Origin of the sequence: Actinoplanes sp. NPDC026670, assembly GCF_040638175.1 — a bacterium.
Classification (GTDB): Bacteria; Actinomycetota; Actinomycetes; order Mycobacteriales; family Micromonosporaceae; genus Actinoplanes.
This window is the reverse complement of the sequence record NZ_JBEZXU010000001.1, coordinates 17,402-43,017: the sequence shown is the minus strand read 5'-3', so window position 1 is coordinate 43,017 and position 25,616 is coordinate 17,402. Positions and strand designations below refer to the sequence as shown.

Below are 25,616 nucleotides of genomic sequence, written 5' to 3'. Positions count from 1 at the left end.
CCGGAAGCCGAAATCCCGATGACACGGTGACCGAGCCAACAATGGTGAACCTCAGAACGGCACGCAGACCAGCTCACTGTAAAGAAGATCGATCCGGTCCGGTTCCAGGGTGTCGCTGCGGAACATCCGGCGCCGGTCGGTGGGCACCCGGATCGCGCCGCGCGGACGGAACCCGGCGACCCGCGGCTCCAGCAGGATCGCCGGCAGCCGGTGCCGGGTCAGCAGGTGGCCGGCGAACGACCGGAACATCCGGCGGAACACCACCGGATCGCTGACGTGCACCAACGAGGCGAACCAGGGCAGATTCCGCGGACGATCGTGCCGGAACACCACATGACAGACACCAGCCCGGTCGGCGAGCACCACGTGCCGGGCCGCCAGCGCTTCCCGATGATCCAGATAGAGCTGCAGGTCGTCGCCGGCGAGCAGGTCCTCGATGCGGCGCGGATCCGACGTGACCACCCGCCCGGGCAACGGCGGACAGGGCAGATTGGGTACGGCCACCAATTCGCTGTCCAGATGACGGAATCCGAGCCGCTCGTTCATCGCGATGACGCTGCCGCTCGGGGTCAGATCGGTGAAGTGGTAACCCTCCTGTCTCAGCAGGGCCCGCAGCAGTTTCACACTCAGCAGCCGGTATTGCGGAAGCACACACCAGCCGCCCAGATTGCAGAACCGCTGCCGTGTCCCGCCGATCGTGCGTTCGGCGTAGAAGGCCAGGTAGACGCCGACGACCACGCCCGCCGCCAGGAGCATGAAGCCGTGGTTCGGCGCGGCGGCCTTCCAGGGCGGGGTGAGCGCACGGGCCCACAGGTCGGCGCTGAGCCGGGGATTCAGATGGGCGTTCAGGAAATGAGCGACCCGGGACACGTCCGCGGACGTGATCGGCAGGACCTGGACGTTCATCGAACCAGGATCTCAGCCGCCCCGGGTGCTCTCACAGTCGCAGAAGTCATGTCATAGGTGAGGACTGATCACAATCCGGCCGCCCAGTTCAGCAGTTCGGTGCGGGCCGCGGTCAGGGTGGCGGCCGGCACCGAGGCCACATCGGACGCGTTCACCACCAGTGCCACGTGCACCTTCCCGGCCGCCGACCCGGTCGCGTCCAGCAGCAGACGCCGAGCCGTCGTCGCCCCCGCCTCGGTGGCCACCGCGACCGGTCCGGTCGCCGGCACCCCGGAGACCACCCCCAGATCGGACACCACGACGGTACGCGCGGACGGGAACGACCCGGGCAGGTGGAGCTCGGTCGGCGCACCCAGTGGGGCGGCCGGCTCCCGCCAGACCAGCACGCCGTACTGCCGGCCGGCGACCAGCCCGGCGATCGACGGCAGGCGGGACGGGACGGTCAGCCACGCCTGCTGCCGGCCGGCCCCGGCGAACCCGTCCCGGGCCAGGTCCTCGTAGGCGAAGGCGACCGTGGTCCCGGACACCGCGCTCGGGAACAGCCGGTCCAGCACCCGCCGGTCCAGCCGCAGCGCCCCGTTCGCGATCACCGAGTGGTCCTCGCCGTTCCAGGCGTCCCCGGTGGTCTGCACCTTGTCCGGGTTGAAGTTCATCAGCTCGCTGTGCTTCCCGCTGTAGACGTCCCAGTGCCACTGGGTCGACGACAGCACCTGCCCGGAGCTCGCCGCGTTGTTCCAGAACGAGCCGCCGGACACCCGGGAGTCGAGGCTCTGATACATCGAACGGACCATCCACGGCGTACGGGCGCTGCTGCTCGTGCCGGACATGGCGTTGCCGAACTCGGAGACGAACGCCGAGGTGCCGAGTGCGGTGGCCCGGTCCCGGATCCGGTTCATCGCCGAGTTGTACGTGCCGTCCCCGGCCGCCGACGGGTCCAGGGTCATCCGGCTGCCGTCGTAGTAGTGGCTGTTGAACACGTACCGGGAGCCCAGCTGACCGGCCGTGCCGAGACCGCCCTGCTCGAAGAACCCGGTGTTCCAGAAGACCAGCGGCTCGGCGTAGAGCGGCCGCGACGACCAGCCGGTGGCGTCCATCACGGCCCGGAACCGCTGGTAGAACGGCAGCAGCCAGGTGGTCTCCCAGGTGGTGCCGGAAGCGCCGTCCAGCCCGCCGTCGAACGGCTCGTTGAACGGGTCGACGCCCAGCATCATCGAGTAGTCGACCCGGGTGCGCAGGTGGGTGAGGGCGGCTCGGGCCTGCGCGAGGTAGGCGTCCTGCACGCCGTACCGGTTGCGCCAGAAGTCGTACATCGCGGCCCGGACCGCGCCGTTGTTCATCATGTTCTGCCCCCACAGCAGGCAGATGCCGCACGACTCGTCGGGATAGGTGGCGGCGTCGATCACCCACTTCGGGGCGCCGTCGCCGGTGTACCAGCTGTCCGGGTCGAACAGATGCGACGAGTACAGGTCCTGGTGCCAGTCGAGGAGCACCCGGATGCCCCGGTCGGTGAACTGGCGGATCTGGTCGGCGGCCCGGTCCAGGTAGGCGGTGTCGATCCGGTCGCGGGCCGGCTGCACCCCCTCCCAGCTGATCAGGAAGCGGATCGCGTTGGCGCCGGTGAGCTCGCGCATCTGGGTGGCCGCGGCCGCCGCGTCGGCGGTGCTGCGGAAGGGGAGGAGTCCGTTCTCGTACAGCTTGGTGCTGCCGGAGACGTTGAAGCCGCGCAGGACGATCTCGCGACCATGGGCATCGGTGGGCATCGCGGCGACGGCCGGCTGAGCCGGCGCCACGATCCCCGCTACCACCAGCAGAAGTGCCAGGAAGAAGGCCCGCATGTATTGACGGTAATCACTTGTTCACAATCTGCCACCGGCTATGCCGGGCGCTGCGTATACAGACAACCCGCCGACTTCCCCAGTTTGCGCAGCCCGGTCAGGTCGCCGGCGCCCCACACGGCCTTCTTCGCGGTGATCGTGTGGTACATGATCTGGTTCTGGTCGTTCTGCTCCGGGTGGGCCAGGCCGATCGCATGTCCGATCTCGTGCATCAGCACCGCGCCCGTCGTGCCGTGCCCGGACGCCCCGAACCCACGGTCCAGCGACTTCACCGACGACGCGTTCAGCACCACCGCGCCGGTCAGCATCATCAGCGCGTCGGCGCCGTCCGCCGCGTACGCGGTCTGCCACGAGCCGCCGCCCATGCCCAGCACCCGGGTGCCCTTCGGCAGCCACTTGCTGTGCTTGCCGGGCGTCGCCCAGGCGATCACGATCTCGGTGCCCGCCGGGTACGCGCCCTGGTAACCGGACTTCGCCTGCGGGATCACATCGGTCGTCCCGGCATAGCGGAACGTCAGGCCGGTGGCCGCGGAGATCCGGCTGAACGTCGTCTTCACCTCGGCCAGCGAATCCTTCGGCGCACGGTCCAGGTTGACCCGGTAGTCGATGGCGCCGCCGCACGGGTTCCAGCGGGCGATCAGCGCATTGCCGTGCGACTGGCTCATGAAGGCGTAGGCCTTCGCGCTTCCGGCGGCCGCCAGGGCCACTCCGGGCTGAGCCGCCACCAGCGTCGACACCGCGGCGAGCAGGAGCAGTACGCGCTTCATACGGGGGTCCGATCGATCGAAGGGAGGCCCCATTCTGTGATCGGCTCAGGTGCCGTCCCGGGTGGCCGCCGGTTGCGAACCGGTTGCCCCGGAAGTCAGCTCCGGACGTACCGCGGCGTCGGCTTCTTCTGCTGGTAGAGCCGGGCGTCCGCGACCGCGTAGAGCCCGTCGAAGTCGTCGCCGTCCGTGCCGAGAACCGCGACGCCGACGCTCGCCCCGATCCGCGCGCCCAGCACCGTCCGCAGGTTGTCGGCCACGTCGAAGGCGTCACCGTCGGTCAGCAGGACCACGAACTCGTCACCGCCGAGCCGCCCCACGATGTCGTGCGGATGCACCTCGGACCGCAGCGTCACCGCCACCCACTTCAGCAGCTCGTCGCCGGCGGCATGCCCCTGCGCGTCGTTGAGCAGCTTGAACCCGTCCAGGTCGAGCACCAGCAGGGCGGCGCCCCGGCCGGTCCGCCGGCTGTCCGCGACCTCGGCCGCGAACCGCTCCGCGAAACCCCGCCGGTTCAGCACATCGGTCAGCACGTCCACCCGCGACAGCCGGGTCAGCATCCGGCGCTGCCGGGCCGACGCCCGGCCCTGCAACGCGCACGCCGTCGCCGCGGCCGCCGTGCCCAGCAGGTGAACCGTCAGGTACCACCCGCTGACATCGCCGACACGTAGCCCCACCAGCAGATACAACCCGCCCGCGCCCAGCGCCACCGGCGCGGCGACCTCCGGTCGCATGCCCAGCATCAGCAACGGAATCCCGATCAGCACGCCGATACCCAACGGCTGATCGGCGCCACCGTCCAGAGTGGCGATCGCCGCGCAGCTCACGAACGCGCTGAACGCGAACGCCAGCATCAGCGGCCGGGCCAGCCGCGACCGGCTCAGCCAGTCGGCGCCCAGCACCACCGCGAGACCGGTGGCGAAACCCCACACCGAGATCGCGATCATGCTGGCCCGGTGCACGTGATCGTTGGCCACCAGCAGGACGTAGACCAGCGCCACCACCGTCTGGGTCACCGACACCCAGCCCGGGTCGGCGATCGAGTGCCGCCGCCGCTCCCGCGCCTCCACCGCAGCCACCGGACCCGACGGCCGCACACCGTCCCGCGCCCCGGCCACCGCCTCCGCGCTCGGCGCGTGCCGCACCCGGGCTGCCTTGTCCCGGTACAACCGCTGGTCGGCGACGAGCAGCAGCCCCGCCAGGTCGCTCGCGTCGTCCGGGAACGTCGCCGAACCCAGACTGGCCGGCGAACACACCCGCAACCGCTCCCGCAGCCGCTCGACCACACCCTCCGCGTCCGCCGCGTCGGTGCCCGGCAGCAGCATCGCGAACTCGTCGCCACCCTGCCGGCCCACCGCGTCGTGCGCGCGCAGATCGGCCCGCAGCTCCTGACCGGTCCAGGCCAGCAGCTCGTCACCGGCCCGGTGGCCGTGCGTGTCGTTGACCTCCTTGAAATGGTCCAGGTCGAGCAGCACCAGCGTCACCGGGCTGCCGCCCCGCTCGGCGTCGGCCAGCTCGGCCGCCATCCGCTCGTCGAACCCGCGCCGGTTCAGGCAGCCGGTCAACGGGTCGGTGCGCGAGCTGTCCGCCAATCGCCGCCGCAGCGACGCCAGCACCGCCGAATGACGCAGGCACAGATATGCGACGCAGGCGAAGGCCAGGCCGTGCACCAGCGGATATCCGGCCGGCGGGGTGTCACCCAAAACCATCACCGAGGTGTACGCGAAAAGCCCCAACCCGGCCGTCACCAGGAATGCCCGGGGCGGCGTGACAATCGCCAGCAGCACCACCGACAGGGGGATGAACGTGCCGAGCGGCCCGGCCACGCCACTGTCGAGAATCCCCAGGACCGCCGACCCGGCCAGGTTCAGCGCGGCCGCGCTCAGCTGGATCCAGATCCACCACCGGGTCCGCGCGATCCGTCCCGCCGCCACCCAGCCGAGCACCGCGAACCCGACCATCAACGCCGCGACCAGCAGCATCGGCAGCCGGTCGGGCCGATCCCAGGTGCCGATCGAATACGCCGCCCCCAGCACCGCCGGCACCGCGCCGTAGGCAGCCGAGGACCGCAACGACTGCCGGCGCGACCGCTGGACCGTGCCGAGGGAATCGCGCTTCACGACACGGCACCTCCCTGGCTGAGCTGGACCCCGCCAACATCGGCGAAGCCATACCGCCCTTGAGGTTTTCCCTGACCCACCCCCACCCGCGTCAGGGGGAATCACCCGGACGCACAGCGAATCACCCGCACGAGACCATCCGTTTCCGGACGTTTCCGCCGAGGCTGGGTAGGACCGAGCACCCGGCAGGGGGGACCGTCGCATGCAGAGCCGGCTCCGCCTCGCGGGCCACGGGATGCAGCCGTTGCTGCTGATGTTCCCGCTCGGCCTCTTCTGGATGGCGTTCGTCCTCGACCTGGCCACCCTGCTGGGCGCACCCACCCTGCTGGGCACGGTCGCCTTCTGGAACCTGGTGGCCGGCCTGGGCGGCGGCCTGCTGGCCACGGTGGCCGCGATCGCCGACGCGGTGTCGGCGACCGGTCCGGCCGGCGTGCGCACCTTCGTCCTGGCCCTGCTCCTGGACGTCGGCATCCTGATCGTCTACGCCGTCCTGACCCTGACCCGGGTCCGCGACCCACACCGAACCGCCTCCGCCACCCTCCTGTCCCTCGAACTGACCGGCCTGGTCGCGGCCGCGTTCAGCGCTTGGTTCAGTGGCCGGTTGGCCGCCCCGGGCGCCCCCGTCGCCGACTCCCCACACCCCTCCGGCCGCCGAAGCCACGCCCCGGCCACCACCACCCTCAACCAGCTACTGGCCTACCCACCGGCGCCGCCCCCGCCCGTCCCCAGCCCGCCCTTTACTGCAGCCTCGCCCGCACGCCAACGCAGTCCGGCCCGGACCTGATCAGCGCCAGCCCCCACAGCGTCGTCGAGGGCGGTCAGGCGAGGGGTGGCCAGGCGGAGACGATCTCGGTGTGGCGCAGGCCGCCGGACTCGGTGATGTGACGGAACCACGCGGCGCACTCGGGAACAGACCCGACCTCCCGAGCCGCGGCCTCCGCCTCGGCACGGGTCCGCCAGATCAGAACATCCAGCCAGCCGCCGTCGTCCTCCCTGGTCAGATAGGCCGCCAGGCAACCTGGGAAACGCCGTCGCAGCGCCGCCAACATGGTCGCCCGCTCCTCGACCAGTTGCCCCTCGGAACCCTCGGCGACACGAAAGCGCGCCAGCTCGATGACCGGCCCGGTGTCTCGGCCCTTCTCGGGATCAGTCATGCCACGGACGCTACCCGCCACCTACGACATTTCCACCGAGCCCGATGGCCACCGGCTATGTGGGTGAGGTGGTGGCGCTCAGCAGCCGGGTGGCTATGTTCCGGGCAGCGGTTCGGATCTCCGGGCCGCCCAGGATCCGGTACGGGACCGGGATCGCGGTCAACTGGCGGGCGTACCAGTAGGGGGCGCTCGTGGTGCCGGTCAGCAGGGTGGTTCCCGGGTGAGGGCCGGGAGCCAGGGTGCCCAGTGCGGTTCCGGCGCTTTCGGCCACCTGGTCGGGTTCGGCGTCGATCAGGATCTCGGCGTGGTACTCCCAGCCGGCGGCCAGGTGTTCGTCGAGGACTGCGATCGGGTCCAGTCCGGACGGTGGCACGAACATCTCGGGCAGGATGTCGGCTCGGGTGACCCGGTCGATCCGGTAGGCGCGGCGGGCCGCGGGGCGGTGTGCGTGGCAGAGCAGGTACCACCGGCCGTGCCGGACCACGATCGCCCACGGGTCGGCGTCGGTTGTCGAGTCGTTTCCTGCTTCTGAGCGGTAGCTCACCCGTACCACCTGATTCTGTGCGCAAGCCTGCACCAATCGGGACGTGATCTCGGGGTCGGGCCGTGCCGCCGCCCGGTCGGGCGCGGGCGCCGCGGTGCGGCGGACCGCCTCGACCTGGGCGCCCAAGGCCTCCGGGAGGACTCGGACGATCTTGCCGAGGGCGCTGCCGACCGGATCGGTGCTGTCCCCGGCCGCGTGGTGGCCGTCGAGCACCGCCATCACCAGGCCCAGCGCTTCGGCCTGCGTGAAGATCAGCGGCGCGGGACGGGCGCCCCGGCCGACGCGGTAGCCGCCGTACGGGCCGCGGACCGATTCGATCGGGATGCCCGCTTCGCGGAGGATGGCGATGTAGCGGCGGGCGGCCCGTTCGGAGATGCCGCCGAGCCGGTCGGCGAGCCGGTCGGCGGTGATGCCGGGGCTGCCCTGCACGGCTTCGAACGCCATCAGGGCACGCGCGGTCGGGCTCTCCAAGGTCCGCCCCCTACCGAAGGCCTGGCTGATTCCGGAAGTCTATCGTCCGGAATCGGGGTTAGCGTGCGGGCATGATTCCGATGGGACCGCCCGCGGCGGGCACTGAGGTGGAGACCCTTGTCGGTTCGCTGGAGCGGCAGCGGCGCATCTTCGCCTGGAAGGCCGGCGGGCTCGACAAAGACGGCCTGAACGCGACCACCGCGGCCAGCACAATCACGCTCGGCGGGCTGCTCAAACACCTGGCGCTCTGCGAGGACCTGTACTTCTCGATCCGGCTCGGGCGGCAACCGGCGGCGCTGTGGCGCGACGTCGACTGGGACAACGAGACCGACTGGGAGTGGCGGAGCGCGGCCGGTGACAGCCCGGAGTTCCTCTACGGGCTGTGGCAGGAGTGCGTGGACCGCTCCCGCGCCGGCATCACCGCGGCGATCAGCGCCGGCGGCCTGGACACGCCTGCCGATTTCACCTGGCCGGACGGGCGTACGCCGAGCCTGCGCCGAATGATGATCGACATGATCGAGGAGTATGCCCGGCACGCCGGTCACGCCGACCTGATCCGTGAGTCGATCGACGGCCTGACCGGCGAGGACCCACCGGACCAGGAACAGGCCTGACCGGTGAGGACCCACCGGAGTAGGCCGGGCGACGCGAGCCGCCGAAAGGTCAGGCCCCGGGGATCTCGAAGATCATGCAGCTGGAGGTGGCGTGCGCGATCAGACGGCCGGCCGAGTCGGTGATCCGGGCCTCGGCGAGCGCGGTCCGCCGGCCGCGCTGGAGCACGCCGCCGGTGCAGGTGAGCCGGCCGGAGGCGATGGTGGCCGGGCGCAGGAACTTCACGTTGAGGTCCATGCTCGTGTAGCCGACCCCGGCCGGCAGGGTGCTGTGCACCGAGCAGGCGGCCGCGGTGTCGAGCAGGGTGGAGAGGACCCCGCCGTGCACGGAGCCGAGCGGGTTGTAGTGGAACTCCTGCGGGTCGAGCTCGATGGTGACGCTGCCCTCCTCGACCCGCATGCCGACGATGTCGATGAGGTGCATGATCGGCGGCGCCGGGAAGTCGCCGGCCGACATCGCCTGGAGGAGCTCCAGCCCGCCGCGCCGGCCGATCTGGCTCGCGTGCTCGGCCGGGTCGGTCCAGCCGAACGTCCGGGTACGCATGTCTTCCTGGGTCTGCGTCATGGATGCAGGCTTGCAGAGACTTGATGAGTCTGTCAACGAGACTTAGCCTTCCTCACATGGCCACTCCCCCCGCCCTGAACTGGTCCGTCGACAACTGCACGATCGAACGCGCGATGGGCATCCTCGGCGAGAAGTGGTCGCTCGTCGTGCTGCGTGAGGTGTTCTCCGGCATCCGGCGCTTCGACGACATGCGGGTCCGCACCCACATCCCCCGGCAGGTGCTCACCAACCGCCTGAACAACCTGGTCGAGCACGGAATCCTGCGGCGTGAGCCGTACCGCGAACCGGGCTCCCGGGTCCGCCACGAGTACCGGCTCACCGACAAGGGCTTCGACCTCTACCCGGTGATGATCGCGCTGTCCGAGTGGGGCAACCGCTACCTGGCCGACCCCGAGGGACCGCCCATCGAGTACGCCCACCGCGACTGCGGCGCCGAGTTGCACCTGGCCGTCACGTGCGCCGACGGGCACCTGATCGAGAAGCGCCGGGAGATCCAGCCCCGCCCCGGCCCGGGGACCCGCCCGCGGCGGCCTCCGGAGGGGACGACCCGGCCGGAGACCGCGAACGGCTCAGCGTGACGAGCTGAGCGGGAGTGCTCGCACCAGCATCCGGTGCGGGCGCCAGCCGGGGAACGGGATCAGGTCCCCGGCGTGCTCGAACCTCAGGCGCTGGAGGGCGTGCCACACCCGCGTGTTGCTCTCGGCGACGGCGAGCGAGACGCGTTCCTCCGTGCGCTGGCCCAGCAGGTCGGCCACCATCCGGATGCCGAGGCGGTGCCGCTGGTGGGCCGGGTCGACGAACGCCTCGCAGATGGCGAAGGTGCGATTGTCCCACTCGGCGACCAGGCCGGGATCGTGCACATCGGTCATGTCCCGCCACCAGAGAGTGTCCGGCGGGAGTGGACAGCCCAGCACGGCTCCGACCAGCTCACCGTCCACGTAGCCGAGTGCGGCCTGGAAACCCGCGGCCTCGGCGGTCCAGCGGAGACGGTCCTCAGCCGACGGTTCGCTGTGGTCGATCAGATGTAGATCGGCGGCGTGGACCCGTCGATACACCCTGGCAAGTTCATCGATGTCAACCTTCTCGGCAAGGACGACTTCACTGATGTTTTTAGACATTTCGAATCATGCGTGCCCCCACGCCTGAACCTCCGTTAACTTGATAAGGTAAGCCTTACCTAACCAGAGGGTCATTCATCTTGGCAAATCCGCCTGCTCCTGCTCCCAGCGGCGGTGCGCGTCCCGGACCCGCGGCCACAGAACGGCCCGATCCGGACCCGGCAGAACAATGCCGAAAACGTCGGCGAGGGCATTGAAATAGGCGACTTCATCGGACAGCACAGTCCGCGACGGATCGGCGCCGATCCGGGTCAGCATCAAGCCCCGGAGCACGTCGGCGCCCGTCGCGTCCCGGCGCGCCGCCGTCGCCACCCGGACGAAACCCGACTCCGGCGAGGTGGACAGCTCCTCGTGCTTCGCCCGGAAGTCCGACATCCGCGCGGGCTCGGCCCGGAAATCCATCCCGAGGAAGCTGCCCCGCGGATCATGGTCGAACCGCCACCCACCCGGCTCGACCACAGACGCGCGTAGCCCGTACCGAAAAGGCCCGTCCTGATGTTGACCCTCGACAAGCGGAAGCGGACCGTGCAGGCCGTCGCCCATGCCGAGATCTACCAGCCAGTCGCCCTCGGGCGACTCGGCCGAAGGCAACCCGGAAACCGTGACCACCAGGTGGTTTCCGCTGGCCCCGGCCACCGGATCGGCGTTGCCCTGCACACCGCCGACATGCCTGGTGACGCAATAGCCGAGCGTCCGCAGCAGCGCCGAGAACGCGCCGTTCAGATGGAAGCAGTAACCGCCACGACCGAAAATGATCCGCCGCGCCGACTCAGCCGGGCAGACCGTCGTCGGCCGGTCCAGGTGGATCTCCAGGCACTCGTAGGGCACCCGCTCGGCATGCGCCCGGTGCAGCGCCTTCAGCGCCGGCACGGACGGCACGTGACCGGCCAGTTCGGGCAGGCCGAGACGGGCGAGATAGGCGGGTACGTCGATGGCGTCGGGCATGCGCACACGCTAGCCGCATACGATCCATGGGTGACGATCAGCGACACCCGGTCCAGGCGGCCGGTCATCACCGTTCTGGTCGTCTGCCAGAGCAGCATCGGCCTGATCTTCGGCGGGATCGGGCTGTTCCTGCCGCTCATCCGCACCGACCTGGGCCTCAGCTTCACCCAGGCCGGCACCCTCGCCGCGGCGAGCAATCTCACGTACGCGCTCATGCAGGTCCCGTCCGGTTACCTCGCCGACCGGTTCACCCCACGACGGCTGTTCATGATCGGGCTCCTCGGCATGAACCTGCTGGCCATGCTGTTCGCGGTGCTCGACTCGTACCCCCTGCTCCTGATCGATCAGGCGCTCGCCGGGTTCTTCCGGGCCCTGGTCTTCACCCCCGGCATGCTGCTGATGACCGGTTTGTTCCCGCCGGGCCGCCGCGCCACCGCGATGGGCCTCTACGTGGTCGGCGGCTTCTCGTCGAACATCCTGCTCAGCGCGATCGGGCCGCTACTGGTCGGCCCGCTCGGCTGGCGGACGCTGTTCCTGCTGTTCGCCGGATTCGGGTTGCTGTCGCTGGTCCTCTACCGGTTCCTGGCCGGTCCGGCGCCCCTTCGAAAACCATCCTCAGCGGTACGGTTCACCGAACTGCCCAACCTCGTCCGACAACGGATCGTGCAGCTCACCGGGGTGATCCAGTTCACCCGGCTGGCCGTCGCCCAGGGCTTCACGTTCTGGCTGCCGACCTACCTCGTCGTCGACCGCGGACAGTCCCTGGCCACCGCCGGCCTCGTCGCGGCGGTCGCGGCCGCGATCAGCGCGCCGGTCAACTACCTCGGTGGTTACCTCTCCGACCGGCTCAACCGTCCGCTGCTCGTCATCGGCGGGTCGCTCACCCTGCTGACCCTCGGACTGACCCTGCTCACCCATGTGCCCGGGATGCTCGGGGTGCTGGGCGTCGTGGCGCTGATCTCGCTGGCCATCCAGGTCTACTTCGGGCCGCTGTTCGCCCTCCCGCTACAGGTCCTCGGCGACCGCAACGCCGGCCTGATCAGCGGATTCGGCAACTTCTGCGCCAACCTGGGCAGCTTCGCCTTCGTGTACGCCCTGGGCGCCGTCAAGGACGCGACGGGCTCCTTCCGGGCGGGCTTCCTCAGCCTGGCCGCCCTATGCCTGGTAGCCCTCCTCGCCACCTACCTGACCCGCCCCCTCCTGCCGCCGCCCTCACCCACACCGCCCCCGCCGTCGCCCGAACGCTGACAGGCTCCCGTTGTCACCCGTTCGCCGGCCGCCACCCCAGACCGCCAGCCGTCGCTGAGCCTGGTAATACCGCACGCATTCCCGCGCTGAGCGACGGCTCACGGCCTCCCGCCCCCGTTCCAGACCGCCAGCCGTCGCTGAACCAGGTAATACCGCACGCATTCCCGTCCTGAGCGACGGCTCACGGCCTCCCGCCGCCGTCCCAGACCGCCAGCCGTCGCTGAACCAGGTAATACCGCACGCATTCCCGCGCTGAGCGACGGCTCGCGGCCTCCCGCCGCCACCCCAGACCGCCAGCCGTCGCTGAACCAGGTAATACCGCACGCATTCCCGCCGTCAGCGACGGCTCGTGGTCTCCCGCCGTCGACGTCGTTCAGGTTCTGCCAGGGCCTTTGCTGGGCGGGTATTCACACCGATGCGGATGGGAGCGCTCCAAGTTATTCTTGCGGCGGGACGCCTGACCGAAGGACGGACACCCATGCTGATGGCCCTGCTGCTCGATGCCGCCAACATCATCGGCGGCTTGCTGCTCGCCATTCCCCTGCTCGGCCGCTTCCCCGTGATCGCCCGGCTGACCGCCCGGATCGCCCCATGGCACTGGCTGGTCGGCATCGTCGCGCTGGTGGCCGGCGGCTACTTCCTGATCATCCACCTGATCTCCGGCCCGCACCTGTTCCACTACGAAGCGGTCGGCATCGCCGTCGGCGTCATCCTCGCCTGGGACCGGCTCACCGGCCGCCGCCCGCTGGCCCCGGTCACCCCGGTCCCGGCCGCCACCGCCCCCGGCGCCGGATCTCCCGAGCCCGCGGCGACACCCGCTCCCGCCCCGAACCCGGCCGACCTCGCCGGCCCCGCGCTGCTGGTGGCCGTCTTCGGCGTCATCGCGATCATCGTCGGCATCCAGGGCCTCTTCACCCCGAACTGACAGCCCCACGTCTCTCCAGCCGCAGCCCTCACCGCTGCCCGCCTCGGCATACATGAGCCAGCGGTGAGAGCGGTGAGAGCCGGATTTCCGAGCCGGCGGTGAGAGCCGGATTTGCGAGATCTGCGGGGGCGGACCTTGGGCGACGGCTTCGAGGGTGCGCCAGATTTGGCAGTTTATGTGGCTTTCAGGGGTTCGGGTGGTGCCGCGAGGCTCCGGCGTTTCCCTCACGGGCTTCGGGATCTTGCAGATTTCCCCCGCCCGAAGTGGGGCCTTCCCTCTTGATCTTGGACACTTGTCCAAGTTCCGGGGGTAAGGCCCGTGATCTTGCACGGTTCTTCACGTCCTGGCGGACACGTCCCGGGGTGGATCATCGTGCAAGGTCCACAGCCTGGCGTGGACCTTGCACGGGTTTCCCCGTTGGGGAAGCTTCTTCGAGGCTTTCGCCGAATCCGGGGCCGATCCCTCTGCTGTGCGACGTTCGCCCGCTGAGCCTTCGGGCTATCGCACCGATCACGCAGGCGACGGAGACACCGGCCCGAGGCCGGGAATGTCGCATTCGTGGGAGATTCGTTCCCGGCCAGCCTTGTAGATCTTGCACGGTTCTCCACGTTGCCAGCGATCTTGCAAGGTTCTTCACGTCTGGGTGCGGTATGTCGTGCAAGGTCTACTGCGCCGGGGAGACCTTGCAGCTTTCTTCCTGCTGGGAGGCGGAAAGGGCTGCAAGATCGGCGCGAGCGTGGAAACTCGTGCAAGATCCACGGGCGGCGAGGGTCGACAGTGACAACCAGGCTGGCGGGTTGACCTTGCGCCGGGATTCAGCCCGGCGGGCGCGCCGCGGTCCGGGGATGGGACCGCGTCGCGTCGTAGTCCGGGGCGGGGTGGTTCGGCGGGGCGGGTGGCCGTACCCGATCAGGGGGTTGGGAAAGGGTGACGCAACGGGTTGTAGGTGTCGCGGTAGGAGCGTGGGCCGATCAGCGGCAGCAGCGTGTGGCGTAGCCAGGCCGGGAGGGCCGCGGCGCGGGAGAAGCGGTCGGTGGCGGCCTGTACGTGGGTGACGCGGTCGCGGCGGAGGCGTTCGTAGTGGGATCCGGCGTCGTCCCAGTCGGTGGTGGCGAGGAGGTCGGCCAGGACCAGGCCGTCTTCGACGGCGAGGGCGGCGCCCTGGGCCCAGACCGGTGCGGTGGCGTGGGCGGCGTCACCGACGAGGACGCAGCGGCCGGCGGACCAGGAGGGGGTACGGACTTCTTCGATCGGTGAGTGGTAGAGGTCGGTCATGCCGTCCAGGACGCTGCGGACGGGCGCCGGATAGTCGCGGAAGGATGTCCGTAACCAATCAGGTTCGGCGCTCACCGGTCCGCCGCCGGTGGCCGAGGCGTACCCGTAGACCTGCTGGTCGTCGACCGGGATGAGCAGGAACGCGCCCTCCGGCCCGGTCCACAGGGTCCAGCAGTCGACTCCCGGGTTGGGCGCCATGAACCGCCAGCTGGCCGCGCTGAGGAGGGCTTCGCGGGTGGCGGTGGCGCCGATCGCGGTGGAGCGGACGACCGAGCGCACCCCGTCCGCCCCGGCGACGAACCCGAACCGCTGCCCGGTGTCGTCGCCGAACTCGACGTCCGCGCCACCTGTCACCGGCTGCACGGCGACGACCGGAAGTGATCGGCGGATCGTGGCGTCGAGGCCGTCCGCGAGCAGGGTCAGGAGGTCGGCGCGGCGCACGCATCGGGGCCGGGCCTCGGGGCCCCAGAAGGCGTCCTCGTCGATCTGGAAGAGGAGCCGGTCGCGGCTGGAGCGGTATTCGCGGCGCTCGGTCGGGCGGCCGATCTTGTTGAGGCCGTCGGTGAGCCCGAGCGCGGCGAAGGCGGCGACCGCGTTGCCGGGCAGGTTGATCGCGAGGCCGCCACCGTCGCCGTCGCCGCGTTCGGCGACGGTCACCGGAACGTCCCGGCGGCGCAGCGCCCGTGCCAGGGCGAGGCCCGCGATGCCACCACCCACCACAAGTACGTCCATGACGATCCAGGGTCCCCTCAATCGACCGTCATGAGAGCGTACTGCCCACAACCGGACAGAGTTGTCTCAGGTGAGGTAGCCCGCGGTCAGGACGGCGACGACGAGTGGCAGCGCGACCCGGAGCGCCCCGTCCTGGCAGAGCAGCCGCAGCCCGGCGGTGATCAGCATGAGGACGATGAGGCCGATCGCCGCGGCGACGCCGAGCGGCGGCACGACGAGACCGGCTGCGAGCCCGGCCGACCCGATGATCATCAGGCCGGCGACCTTGCGGTATTCGGAGAGCGAGACCCCGAAGTGGTACGCCGCGGCGCGCTGATCCTCGGGGGCGGCGGTGAGCCGGGCGATGCCCTGGACGCCGAAGAAGACGATGACGATGCCGGCCAGCACGGTGTTCACACGAGCAGGCTAGTTTTCATGCTCACCCGTGTGCAACATCCTGTGACATGGCTCGCCGGATCGCCTCCTCGGCGGCGGCGGCCGGCAGACCCGCCGCCACCAGGACCGCGGTGGCCGCCCGGGTGCCGTCGTCGGTCCACAACTCGTCGTTCGCCGCCTGCATCATCGCCAGGGTCATCGCCTGCAGGGCGGCGCTCAGCACCGGCAGCGGCAGATGGGTGGCGAACCGGCCGGTGTCCCGGGCCCGCTCCAGCAGCGCAAAACTCTGCGCCGCGATCGGATGCAGCAGCTCACGCAGGCCGGCCATCCCGAGATTGCTTTCGGCCAGCGAGATGAGCAGGCGATACTGCTCGCCCGCGGTCCAGAGGGTGAGCGCGAAATCGGCAAGGGCGATTTCCGGATCAAGACCTGATCGATCGGTACGCCCGAGCGCCGCCAGCAGATCCGCCGAGCACTTGTCGGCCAGCCCGGCGAGCAGTTCGTCACGATTCGGGAAGTGGGCGTAGACCGTCCGCCGGACCACCCCGGCCGCCTGCGCCAGGTCGTCCATGCTCGCGGCCGGCTGCCGGGCCAGCAGGGCTCGCGCCGCCCGCAGGATCCGGTCCCGGTTCTCCTCGGCGTCCCGCCGCCGCCCCCGCGGGGTCACTCGGCCGCCTTCTTCCCCGGCCGCCGCTTGTCCCGGATCCAGATGATCGCCGGCTTGCCGTCCCCGGAGTCGCGCCTGTCGATCTCGAACAGGCCGATCGCGGTGACCAGCCCACCCAGCTTCGGGTAGCCGTAGCTGCGCGGGTCGAAGTCGGAACGCTGCTTGGTGATGATGTGCCCGACCGCGGCCAGCGGCGCCCAGCCGTCGTCACCGGAGGCGGCCTCGACCGCGGACCGGATCAGGTTCATCAGGCTGGTGTCGCCGCGGAGCTGGGCCGACGCCGACACCGGGCTCGGCGCGGGCACCGGCACGTCCTCCGGCTCGGACAGGTTCTCGGTGTAGATGAACTTGTCACAGGCGGCCACGAACGGTTTCGGGGTCTTACGTTCGCCGAACCCGTACACGGTCAGGCCGGACTCACGGATCCGCGACGCCAGCCGGGTGAAGTCGCTGTCACTGGAGACAATGCAGAACCCGTCGAACCGGCCGGTGTACAGCAGATCCATCGCGTCGATGATCATCGCGGCGTCGGTGGCGTTCTTGCCTGTCGTGTACGAGAACTGCTGGATCGGCTGGATCGACTGGGCCAGCAGCTGATCCTTCCAGCCGCGCAGACTGGTGCCGGTCCAGTCGCCGTAGGCCCGCTTGACGTGCGCCGTCCCGTATTTCGCCACCTCGGCGAGCAGGCCGTCGACGATCGACGCCTGCGCGTTGTCCGCGTCGATCAGAACCGCCAGCTTCGCCGAGTTGTCATTCACCGCCACAACCGTCGAGGATAAGGCCGGGCCGGGTCGCCCACTCGACGGCGGTGGTCACGAAATGCCCGGCCAGCGGATCGGCGTCGGCCCGCGCCAGCAGCGAGAGCACGATCGCCGGTGGCTCCCGCAGCCGCCTGATCACCAGATCGCCGCGGTCGAGCGTGGTCAGAGCCGGCGCGATCGCCACCCCGATGCCACTCGACACCATGGCCAGCTGGGTGGCGATCGAATTGGCCTGATGGCGGGCGTCCGGACTGAACCCGGCCCGCCGGCAGGCCGCCACCACCTCGTCGTGATAGCCGGGCGCGATCTCCCGCGGGATCCACACCCATGGATCGCCGGCCAGCTCGGCCAGGCCTAATTCACCCTGCCCCTCAGCCTTCGGATGATCGGCGGGCAGCGCCGCCACGAATTCGTCGGCCTGCAGGGCCACCGCCCGCACCTCGAGTCCACCGCCCGACCTTCGCACCAATGCAAGATCAATTTCCCGATTGTGTACGGCCAGAGCACCCGCCTCGGTGTCGACCTCCACCAGGCGTAACCGGACGTCCGGACGAACCGCTCGATAGTGCCGAAGCACGGGCGGCAGGAAGTCGGTGAACGCCGACGCCACCGCCCCGATCACCAGCTCCCCGTGCAGTCCGTCCCGGGCGTGGCGAACCGCGGCCCGGGCCCGATCCGCCTCGCGCACCAGCGCCCGGCAGTGCCCGAGCAGCACGTCACCGGCCTTGGTCAGGGTCACCTGGCGGCTGGTGCGATGCAGCAGCCGCACCCCGAGCTCCCGCTCCAGCGCCTGAATCGCCTGCGACAGCGGCGGCTGGGACATGTGCAGCCGCTGAGCGGCCCGGCCGAAGTGCAGCTCCTCGGCCACCGCAAGGAAATAGCGCGCCTGCCTGACCTCCACGATCGATATGGTAGCGCTATCGATGTGGGTGGCGATCGGACCTTCCGGCTATCGATGGGCCGGGGTTGACTGGTCACATGCCCACCCACCTGGCCGCCTTCGTCACCACGATCGCCCTGCTCGCGATCCTGCCCGGCGCCAACAACGCGACGATCACCCGCCAGGCCCTGACCGGCGGCCGCCGAGCCGGGCTGCTGGCCGTCGCGGGCGCTTCCACGGGCATCCTGATCTGGTCGGTGGCGGCGGCTGTGGGGTTGTCCGCGGTGCTGCTGACCCGGCCGGGGGCCTACCTGACGTTGCGGTTGGGCGGTGCGGCGGTGCTGTGCCTCCTGGGCCTGCAAACCCTCCGGACCCTGCGCCGGCCCCGATCCGCCGCCGCGATCCCCACGGCCGGCGCGTCCTTTTCCGGCGCCCTCCCACCCGGCTCACCCGCGCCCGGCGATCCCTCACCCGGTTTCCCCGCGCCCGGCGATCCCGCGGCCGGCTCTCCCACACCCGGCGGCCCCTCGGCCGGCCCTTCCTTCTCCAGCTCCTCCACACCCGGCTCCTCCACACCCGGCGACCCCTCGCCCGACCCTTCCTTCTCCAGCTCCCCCACACCCGGCGACCCCTCGGGCGACTCTTCCTCCGCTGGCTCCCCCACGTCCGACGATCCCGCGGCCGACCCTTCCTCCGTCGGCTCCCCCACACCCGGCGATCCCGCGGCCGACCCTTCCTCCGCCGGCTCCCCCACACCCGGCGACCCCTCGCCCGCAGACCCCTCGCCGGGCGATCCCTCGGCCGGCTTCTCCACGCCCGGCGGCCTCTCGGCCAGCGGCCCCGCATGCGGGCGGGGCTTGCCTGCGACTTCTCTGCCTGGCGCCTCCATGATCATCAGCAGGGTGGCGGTGAGCGGTGGTCGCCGGGACTTTGTCGCCGGGATGGCCACCAGCCTGGGGAATCCGAAAGCCGGCGTGGTCGCGGTGTCGCTGATCCCGCAGTTCGTGACCGCGGACGGACCGGTGCTCCTGTCGTCGATCACGCTCGGCGCACTCTGGGCCGCGGTCTCCGGCGCCTGGTTCTGCCTCTACGTGTGGACCATCGACCGGGCCCGATCACGCCTGGAGCGACCAACCACCCAGCGGCTGCTGCAGGCCGCCACCGGAGCGACCATGGTCGGCCTGGGCATAGCCGTCGCGATCGGTACATAGATGACGCTCGAATGCGGACGCTTTGGCCAGTATCGTTGGGAAATGGCGCCGTGGACGAGCCGTAGCCTACGAGCCCTGCTGGAAGACGCGGGGCCGGACGGCCGGGCCGAGGCGCTCGCCGAGCTGAAAACCGTGATCGCCGGCCGGGAGGTCACCCTCCCCCTGACACTCACTCCGCCGGACGCCGAGATCGCGCGTATCGCCACTCTGCTGCTCCACGACCTGGCCGAACTGCACCTGCTCCAACTGCGCTCAGTGGACCGTCCGGACGCGACGCGGCTCGCCACCACCACGGCCGGCCGGCAGTTGCGCGCCAGCCAACTGCATCACGCCGCCAGGATGCGTCTCCGGGCCGTCGGAGTGATGTGCGCCGAACCACCGAACATCCCCGAGACCACCCACGTCCGCTACCTGGCCACCGCCACCGGGATGCTCGCGTTCGGCGACTACTACGAGCTGATAGCGCTGATCGTGACGTTCCCGTTCGACGGTCCCGACGACCCGAGAGCACAGCGGGGCGCCCGCGACATGGCGATGGCGAGTCAGGCCACCTCCGCCACGCGCATGCTGTTCGAGGAGGACCTGACCGCCCCCACCTTGGACGTGGCCTACCAGTCCATGTGGGTCCGGATGATGGCCGACGCCCGCGACGAGGAACTTCTGCCCGCCATCCGGCAGTGGCGCCAGTGGACCGGCGTAGGCAGCTAGAGAACTCTCGCAACCAGGGCCTCGCCGTTACACCCAGAGCCCAGCACCTCAGGCGCCAGCAGTAGCTGAAACCCGTAGGACTGCGGTCACGACCAGCCGAGCGAGATTCACTGCGGACCGGACAGGCCCTCGGGCGGCAAGGCTCGGCGTTGCCGTAGCGACGACGAGCGCACACATTGACGTTGCGTGTGCTCGTGTCGTCGCCCCGGCGTGGATGAACGCCCACAATCAGCGCAGCGTGTGCGCTTGTCCCCGCTGCGGCAACGGCAGGAGCCCACGATCGGCCAACGTGTGCGTTGATCGACGTTGCCGACCCACGATTCATGCAATCCGGCGGCACCAGCCCCGCGAAATCCCGCCCGGCCGTCGCCCAACACGGTAAAGCCGCCCGCATTCCAGCGCTCAGCGACGGCTCACGGTCTCCAATGCCACTTAGCTTAAGTTGATCTTGCGCGGGCGCACTTCGGGTTCCAGGGGGGCTTTATCTGCACGCATGCGGCTGCGGCATGAATTTGTGGCCGCGCCGGACGCTGACGGTAATCGCCGAGAACCTGCAGGTCACAGCCTTGATCAACTTAAGCTAAGTGGCATTGCACGGTCTCGGCCGTCGCCCAGCACGGCTAAACCGCCCGCATTCCAGCATCCAACGACGGCTCACGGTCCCGGCCGTCGCCCAGCACGGTCAAACCGTCCCCATTCCAGCGCTCAGCGACGGCTCACGGTCCCGGCCGGGCCGGCTGTTCGGGTGCGCCGCTGGTCGGTGTGCATCGGGGCGGCGGCGGGCGGGCGGACACATTGGAGAAACAAATGGCGTGACAAGTTCTTGACGCGGCGGCTGTGAGCGCTAACACTCTGGCAACACCCCCGTTACGCGCGCGCTAGTCTCGGCTGGTGGGCGCGGTCGTCCTCGGCTGGGAGAAACATGCTGATGAGCAGGCGCTCCGGGCGCCGCAGAGCTTTTGTGTTAACGCCCCTCACCGCACTGGCCGTTGTGGCCGGTTCCTTTACTGTTCCGTCGCCCGCGCAAGCCGCCGACGGACTGGTCCTCTGGTACAAACTGGACGAAGCAGCCGGATCGGTGGCTGTCGACTCGTCCGGGAACGGGCGGGACGGCGCTGTCGTCGGCACCCCCGCCTGGGAGTCGGGGCAGGGTCTGGGGCTGAACGGCTCGGACACGTACATCAAAGCCCCTAATGATCTTTTGAAGTCGCTCGATTCGGTGAGTGTGTCGTTCGACGTGAAGATCGACGCGACGCAGAGCACCCCGTATTTCCTCTACGGGTTCGGCAACACCGACACGTCCACCGGCTACGGCAACGGTTACCTGTTCGCGACGGGTAACGGCTACCGGAACGCGATCTCGCTGAGCAACTGGACCGGCGAGCAGAACACCCGCCCCGCCGACGGCCACAACCTGGCCCGCGGCACGTGGAAGACGGTCACGTACACACAGACCGGCACGACCGGCACCCTCTACGAGGACGGCGTCGCGGTCGCCACGAACACCGCGGTCAGTGTGCTGCCGAGCGCGATCGGCGGCGGCACGACGACGGCGAACTACTTCGGCAAGTCGAACTACACGGGCGACCGGCTGCTCAAGGGCCGTCTGCGGGACGTGCGTGTCTACGACCGGGCACTGAACGCGGGCGAGGTGGAGACTCTGGCCGTAAGCGCGAACACCGAGGCGGTCACGGCCGATGTCGCGGCACTCGATCTGGGCGACACGAGTGGCCTCACCGCTGATCTGAATCTGCCGTCGACTGCCCCGTACGGCTCGAAGGTCACCTGGACCTCCAGCAACCGGGACGTGATCAGCGACGCCGGGAAGATCGTGCGCCCGCCGGCCGGTGAGCCGGACGCGCACGCGACGCTGACCGCCGCGTTGAGCCGCGGCAACCGGTCCGGCACCAAGACCTTCGAGGTGACGGTCAAGGCCGCCTTCGACGATGCGGCCAATGCGGAGGCCGCGGTCAAGGCTTTGACGATCCACAACCTCGATGATGTACGGGGAAACCTGACACTCCCCACGACGGCGACCTGGACGTCGAGTGACCCGGCGACGATCGCAACCGACGGCGTGGTGCACCGCCCCGCCACCGGCGAGCAGTCAAAAACGGTCACGCTGACGGCGACGGTCACGGTCGGAACGGCCACCGCGTCCCGTGAGTTCACCGCGACGGTTCCCGCGCTGCCGGCGCAAGAGGCGTTCGAGGGTTACCTGTTCAGCTACTTCACCGGCGAGGGCTACTCGAACGGCGAGCAGGTCTACAACGCCCTGAGCAACGGCAACAACCCGCTGAGCTGGCGTGAGATCAACAGCGGCAACCCGGTGCTGACGTCGACGCTTGGTACGCAGGGCCTGCGGGACCCGTTCATCATCCGCTCGCCGGAGGGCGACAAGTTCTACCAGATCGCCACCGATCTGAAGATCTACGGCAACGGCGACTGGGACGCGTCCCAGCGCACCGGCAGCAAGTCCATCATGGTCTGGGAGTCGACCGACCTGGTCAACTGGACCGATCAGCGCCTGGTGAAGGTCTCCCCGGACACGGCCGGCAACACGTGGGCTCCGGAGGCGTTCTACTCGAAGGAGCTCGGCGCCTACGTGGTCTTCTGGGCGTCGAAGCTGTATGCCGAGAGCGACCCGAACCACACCGGCAGCACCTACAACAAGATGATGTACGCGACCACGCGTGACTTCCGCACGTTCAGTGAGCCGAAGGTGTGGAAGGACCCCGGCTACTCGGTGATCGACTCGACGGTGATCGAGCACAACGGTGTCTATCACCGGATCACCAAGGACGAGCGGAACAACTCGTCGAACTCGCCGTGCAGCAAGTTCCTGATCCAGGAGAAGTCGACCGATCTGCTCAGCACGAACTGGGACTTCCAGGCCGAATGCATCGGCTCGGGCGCGCTGAGCCAGGGCGAGGGCCCGCTGGTCTTCAAGTCGAACACCGAGGACAAGTGGTACCTGTTCATCGACGAGTACGGCGGCCGCGGTTACGTCCCGTTCTCGACGACCGACCTGAACTCGGGGGTGTGGACGCCGGAGCCGACGTACAGCCTGCCGTCGCGGCCCCGGCACGGCACGATCCTGCCGGTCACGAAGGCCGAGTACGACCGGATCTCGGCGAAGTACGAGGAGCCGCCCACCCCGTCGATCGGCCTGCGGCTGCGCTACCAGTTCGACGAGACCAGCGGCACGGTCGCCCGGGACACCTCCGGCAACGACTTCAACGGCACCTACGTGCGCACTCCGGCGTGGGGCACCGGTGTCCAGGACGGCTCGTTCAAGATGTCCGGCGGCTCGAGCTCGCCGTACGTCACGATCCCGAACGGTGTGCTGAAGGGCGCGCAGGCGGCGACGGTGTCGGTCTGGGCGAAGTGGACCGCGTCGACCACGATCAACCAGTGGATCTACGCGCTCGGCCCGGACAGCAACAAGTACCTGTTCACCGGCCCGCGTAACGGCAGCAATGTGCTCTTCTCGGCGATCACCACCGGGTCCTGGCAGGCCGAGAAGCAGATGTCGTACAGCGCCGCGCTGCCCGGCGGCAGCTGGCAGCATCTCGCGGTCACCATCGACGGGTCGAACGCGGCGATGTACCTGAACGGCACGAAGGTCGCGAGCGCCACCGGGGTCACGGTCAAGCCGTCCGACCTGTACGACGCGTCGAAGAACTACAGCGGTTACGTCGGGCGTTCGCTCTACTCGGCCGACCCGTACTACGCCGGTGAGGTCGACGACTTCCGGATCTACGACGTCGCGCTGCCGGCTTCGGAGATCCTGGAGCTGGCCGGCCGCACCACGAGCATCGGCGGGGTCACGCTGCCGGAGCTGAAGGCCGACGCGATCATCGACGACACGAACGGCACGGTGAAGCTGCCGGTCAAGCCGGGCACCGACGTCACGAGGCTGGCTCCGTCGTTCGTGCTGGCGGCGGGCTCGAGCATCAGCCCCACCGCACCGCAGGACTTCACCAGCCCGGTCACCTATGAAGTGACCGATAGCAAAGGCACAAAACGGTCATGGGTGGTCAGCGCCCTGGTCATGAAGTCGCCGATCCTCCCGGGGCTGAACGCCGACCCGAACATCTCGGTCTTCGGCGACACCTTCTGGATCCACGCGACGACCGACGGGTTCGCCGGCTGGTCGGGCACCCAGTTCCACGCCTGGTCCTCGAAGGACCTGGTGAACTGGACCGACCACGGGGTGATCCTGGACCTCGGGCCGGACGTGTCGTGGGCCGACAACAGCGCGTGGGCGCCGACGATCGCGCAGCACAACGGCAGGTACTACTTCTACTTCTCCGGCGGTCTGGCCACCGGCAACACGGCCAAGCACCTGGGTGTGGCGGTGGCCGACTCACCGGCCGGCCCGTTCGTCGACGCGCTCGGCAAGCCGCTGGTCGCGGGCGGCACCTACCCGGGTCAGATGATCGACCCGGCGGTGTTCACCGACGACGACGGGAAGTCGTACCTGTACTGGGGCAACGGCAACTCGTACCAGGTGCCGCTGAACGACGACATGGTCTCGTTCGATCCCGCGCTGGTGAAGACGTACAAGCCTGCGAACTACAACGAGGGCAGCTTCGTCATCAAGCGGGGCGGCGTCTACTACTTCATGTGGTCGGAGAACGACACCCGCAGCGCCGACTACCGGGTGGCGTACGCGACCGGTTCGTCCCCGCTCGGGCCGTGGAGCGACCGGGTCGGTGTGATCCTGTCGAAGGACACGTCGCTGGGCATCCTCGGCACCGGTCACCACTCGGTGGTCCGGGTGCCGGGGTCCGACGACTGGTACACGGCCTATCACCGGTTCGCGATTCCGGGCGGTGACGGCACGCACCGGGAGACCACGATCGACAGGCTGGAGTTCACGGCGGACGGGGCGATCAAGCCGGTCGTGCCGACGCTGGAGAGCATCGCTCCGGTGACCGTCGCCGGCGCCGGTCCGGACACCGGCGGGCCTGAGGGCAGTGCCATCGCCCTGGCCGGCACGGTCTCCAACAGCGCCAACCGGCCGACGTGGACGGTGAACTCGACCGCCTGCGCCTTCGCCGACCCGCACGCTGCGGCGACCACGCTGACCTGCGCCGACAACGGTTCCTACACGGTCACGCTGACCGCCGGGAGCAGCAGCGACACGGCGACGATCACGGTGGTCAACGCGGTCCCGTCGGTCACGGTTCCGGCCGGTCACCCGGCGCCGGACGCGCCGGTCGCCACGAAGGCCGAGGTCGTCCGCAAGGTCACGGTCCGCGACGCGGGCGTTGCCGACACCCTCAGCTGTACGGCCACCTGGGGCGACGGTTCGACGTCGGCCGGAGTGGTGGCCGCGGGCGTCTGCACGGTCCGTCACCAGTACACGGCTGCCGGTCTGTACCGGCCGTCGGTGACGGTCAGCGACGACGACGGGGCCACCGCGAGTGGCGTGCTGCCGTTCGTGGCGGTCTACCAGCCGAAGGCCGGTTACCTGGCGGGCAGCGGCTGGAGCGGGACGACGGACTTCGCGTTCGTGGCCAGGTCCGGCAAGACCACCGGGAAGGCGTGGATCAGCGCGCCCAAGGGTGTCTTCGAGTCGGCGAACCTGACTCCGGCACTGGTCTGCGGGCCGGCCGGGCTGCTGCTGGGCAGCGGGACGTGGAACGGCGTGTCCGGCTACAGCGTGCTGGTCACGGCGGTGGACGGGCGGAAGGACCGGATCCACATCAGGGTCTGGCAGACCCGTACCGGAAAGGTCGTCCATGAGGTGAGCGACGCCGGCCTGGACGGCGGCGGCATCGTCTCCTGACGCG

General features: G+C 69.6%; 22 protein-coding genes. 8 read left to right on the top strand and 14 right to left on the bottom strand.

Annotated features, from left to right (window positions below; all coding sequences use genetic code 11):
• Positions 1-51: 51 nt before the first annotated feature.
• The 4 genes from AB0E94_RS00180 to AB0E94_RS00165 form a co-directional block, all read right to left on the bottom strand.
• Positions 52-906, bottom strand: coding sequence for a hypothetical protein (locus AB0E94_RS00180; RefSeq protein ID WP_360319968.1), 855 nt, complete (start codon positions 904-906; stop codon positions 52-54).
• A gap of 68 nt (positions 907-974) precedes the next feature.
• A complete protein-coding gene (locus AB0E94_RS00175) occupies positions 975-2,741 on the bottom strand; it encodes a cellulase family glycosylhydrolase (RefSeq protein WP_360319965.1) in 1,767 nt (588 codons plus the stop codon).
• A 38-nt stretch (positions 2,742-2,779) separates the two neighbouring features.
• On the bottom strand, positions 2,780-3,508 hold the full coding sequence (locus tag AB0E94_RS00170) for a matrixin family metalloprotease (RefSeq protein ID WP_360319962.1): 729 nt from the start codon (positions 3,506-3,508) through the stop codon (positions 2,780-2,782).
• Between the two features lie 95 nt (positions 3,509-3,603).
• On the bottom strand, positions 3,604-5,625 hold the full coding sequence (locus AB0E94_RS00165) for a GGDEF domain-containing protein (RefSeq protein WP_360319959.1): 2,022 nt from the start codon (positions 5,623-5,625) through the stop codon (positions 3,604-3,606).
• A gap of 202 nt (positions 5,626-5,827) precedes the next feature.
• Here AB0E94_RS00165 and AB0E94_RS00160 point away from each other — a divergent pair, with 202 nt between their 5' ends.
• Positions 5,828-6,409 (top strand): DUF2231 domain-containing protein, encoded by a 582-nt coding sequence (locus AB0E94_RS00160; protein ID WP_360319956.1) that lies wholly within the window; start codon positions 5,828-5,830, stop codon positions 6,407-6,409.
• Between the two features lie 34 nt (positions 6,410-6,443).
• On the opposite strand, the gene AB0E94_RS00155 is transcribed toward AB0E94_RS00160, so the two are convergent.
• Both AB0E94_RS00155 and AB0E94_RS00150 read right to left on the bottom strand, forming a co-directional pair.
• Complete coding sequence (locus AB0E94_RS00155; protein WP_360319953.1) at positions 6,444-6,779, bottom strand: antibiotic biosynthesis monooxygenase; 336 nt, start codon at positions 6,777-6,779, stop codon at positions 6,444-6,446.
• Between the two features lie 55 nt (positions 6,780-6,834).
• Positions 6,835-7,794 (bottom strand): WYL domain-containing protein, encoded by a 960-nt coding sequence (locus tag AB0E94_RS00150; RefSeq protein WP_360319950.1) that lies wholly within the window; start codon positions 7,792-7,794, stop codon positions 6,835-6,837.
• Between the two features lie 71 nt (positions 7,795-7,865).
• Between AB0E94_RS00150 and AB0E94_RS00145 the strand changes: the two genes are divergently transcribed.
• Entirely contained in the window at positions 7,866-8,408 is a 543-nt protein-coding gene (locus tag AB0E94_RS00145; protein WP_360319947.1) for a DinB family protein, read from the top strand.
• A 49-nt stretch (positions 8,409-8,457) separates the two neighbouring features.
• On the opposite strand, the gene AB0E94_RS00140 is transcribed toward AB0E94_RS00145, so the two are convergent.
• Complete coding sequence (locus AB0E94_RS00140) at positions 8,458-8,970, bottom strand: PaaI family thioesterase (protein ID WP_360319944.1); 513 nt, start codon at positions 8,968-8,970, stop codon at positions 8,458-8,460.
• A 56-nt stretch (positions 8,971-9,026) separates the two neighbouring features.
• Here AB0E94_RS00140 and AB0E94_RS00135 point away from each other — a divergent pair, with 56 nt between their 5' ends.
• The gene (locus AB0E94_RS00135) at positions 9,027-9,548 is read left to right on the top strand and encodes a helix-turn-helix domain-containing protein (RefSeq protein WP_360319941.1); all 522 of its coding nucleotides are present in this window, start codon (positions 9,027-9,029) and stop codon (positions 9,546-9,548) included.
• Here AB0E94_RS00135 and AB0E94_RS00130 read toward each other — a convergent pair.
• Both AB0E94_RS00130 and AB0E94_RS00125 read right to left on the bottom strand, forming a co-directional pair.
• A complete protein-coding gene (locus AB0E94_RS00130) occupies positions 9,540-10,025 on the bottom strand; it encodes a GNAT family N-acetyltransferase (RefSeq protein ID WP_360319938.1) in 486 nt (161 codons plus the stop codon). The two genes, AB0E94_RS00135 and AB0E94_RS00130, sit on opposite strands and share 9 nt — an antisense overlap.
• Positions 10,026-10,163: 138 nt before the next feature.
• On the bottom strand, positions 10,164-11,033 hold the full coding sequence (locus AB0E94_RS00125; protein ID WP_360319935.1) for an arylamine N-acetyltransferase: 870 nt from the start codon (positions 11,031-11,033) through the stop codon (positions 10,164-10,166).
• A gap of 30 nt (positions 11,034-11,063) precedes the next feature.
• On the opposite strand from AB0E94_RS00125, the gene AB0E94_RS00120 reads away from it, so the two are divergent.
• Together AB0E94_RS00120 and AB0E94_RS00115 are read left to right on the top strand one after the other, a co-directional pair.
• Positions 11,064-12,281 (top strand): MFS transporter, encoded by a 1,218-nt coding sequence (locus AB0E94_RS00120; RefSeq protein ID WP_360319932.1) that lies wholly within the window; start codon positions 11,064-11,066, stop codon positions 12,279-12,281.
• A 478-nt stretch (positions 12,282-12,759) separates the two neighbouring features.
• Complete coding sequence (locus AB0E94_RS00115; protein WP_360319929.1) at positions 12,760-13,206, top strand: hypothetical protein; 447 nt, start codon at positions 12,760-12,762, stop codon at positions 13,204-13,206.
• Between the two features lie 909 nt (positions 13,207-14,115).
• On the opposite strand, the gene AB0E94_RS00110 is transcribed toward AB0E94_RS00115, so the two are convergent.
• From AB0E94_RS00110 to AB0E94_RS00090, 5 genes are read right to left on the bottom strand one after another with little or no spacing between them, the layout of a single operon-like run.
• Positions 14,116-15,219 carry an FAD-dependent monooxygenase gene (locus tag AB0E94_RS00110; RefSeq protein WP_360320812.1) on the bottom strand — a complete coding sequence of 368 codons (1,104 nt, stop codon included), beginning with the start codon at positions 15,217-15,219 and terminating at the stop codon, positions 14,116-14,118.
• A gap of 60 nt (positions 15,220-15,279) precedes the next feature.
• On the bottom strand, positions 15,280-15,609 hold the full coding sequence (locus tag AB0E94_RS00105) for a DoxX family protein (RefSeq protein WP_360319926.1): 330 nt from the start codon (positions 15,607-15,609) through the stop codon (positions 15,280-15,282).
• 22 nt (positions 15,610-15,631) lie between these two features.
• Entirely contained in the window at positions 15,632-16,255 is a 624-nt protein-coding gene (locus tag AB0E94_RS00100) for a TetR/AcrR family transcriptional regulator (protein ID WP_360319923.1), read from the bottom strand.
• Positions 16,252-17,013 (bottom strand): NYN domain-containing protein, encoded by a 762-nt coding sequence (locus AB0E94_RS00095; RefSeq protein WP_360319920.1) that lies wholly within the window; start codon positions 17,011-17,013, stop codon positions 16,252-16,254. Before AB0E94_RS00095 ends, AB0E94_RS00100 begins: the two co-directional genes overlap by 4 nt.
• The gene (locus tag AB0E94_RS00090; RefSeq protein ID WP_360319917.1) at positions 17,006-17,917 is read right to left on the bottom strand and encodes a LysR family transcriptional regulator; all 912 of its coding nucleotides are present in this window, start codon (positions 17,915-17,917) and stop codon (positions 17,006-17,008) included. Before AB0E94_RS00090 ends, AB0E94_RS00095 begins: the two co-directional genes overlap by 8 nt.
• A gap of 77 nt (positions 17,918-17,994) precedes the next feature.
• Between AB0E94_RS00090 and AB0E94_RS00085 the strand changes: the two genes are divergently transcribed.
• The 3 genes from AB0E94_RS00085 (at position 17,995) to AB0E94_RS00075 (ending at position 25,612) form a co-directional block, all read left to right on the top strand.
• Complete coding sequence (locus AB0E94_RS00085; RefSeq protein ID WP_360319914.1) at positions 17,995-19,107, top strand: LysE family transporter; 1,113 nt, start codon at positions 17,995-17,997, stop codon at positions 19,105-19,107.
• A gap of 42 nt (positions 19,108-19,149) precedes the next feature.
• On the top strand, positions 19,150-19,815 hold the full coding sequence (locus AB0E94_RS00080; protein ID WP_360319911.1) for a hypothetical protein: 666 nt from the start codon (positions 19,150-19,152) through the stop codon (positions 19,813-19,815).
• 1,078 nt (positions 19,816-20,893) lie between these two features.
• Entirely contained in the window at positions 20,894-25,612 is a 4,719-nt protein-coding gene (locus tag AB0E94_RS00075) for a family 43 glycosylhydrolase (protein ID WP_360319908.1), read from the top strand.
• The last annotated feature ends 4 nt before the right edge of the window (positions 25,613-25,616 follow it).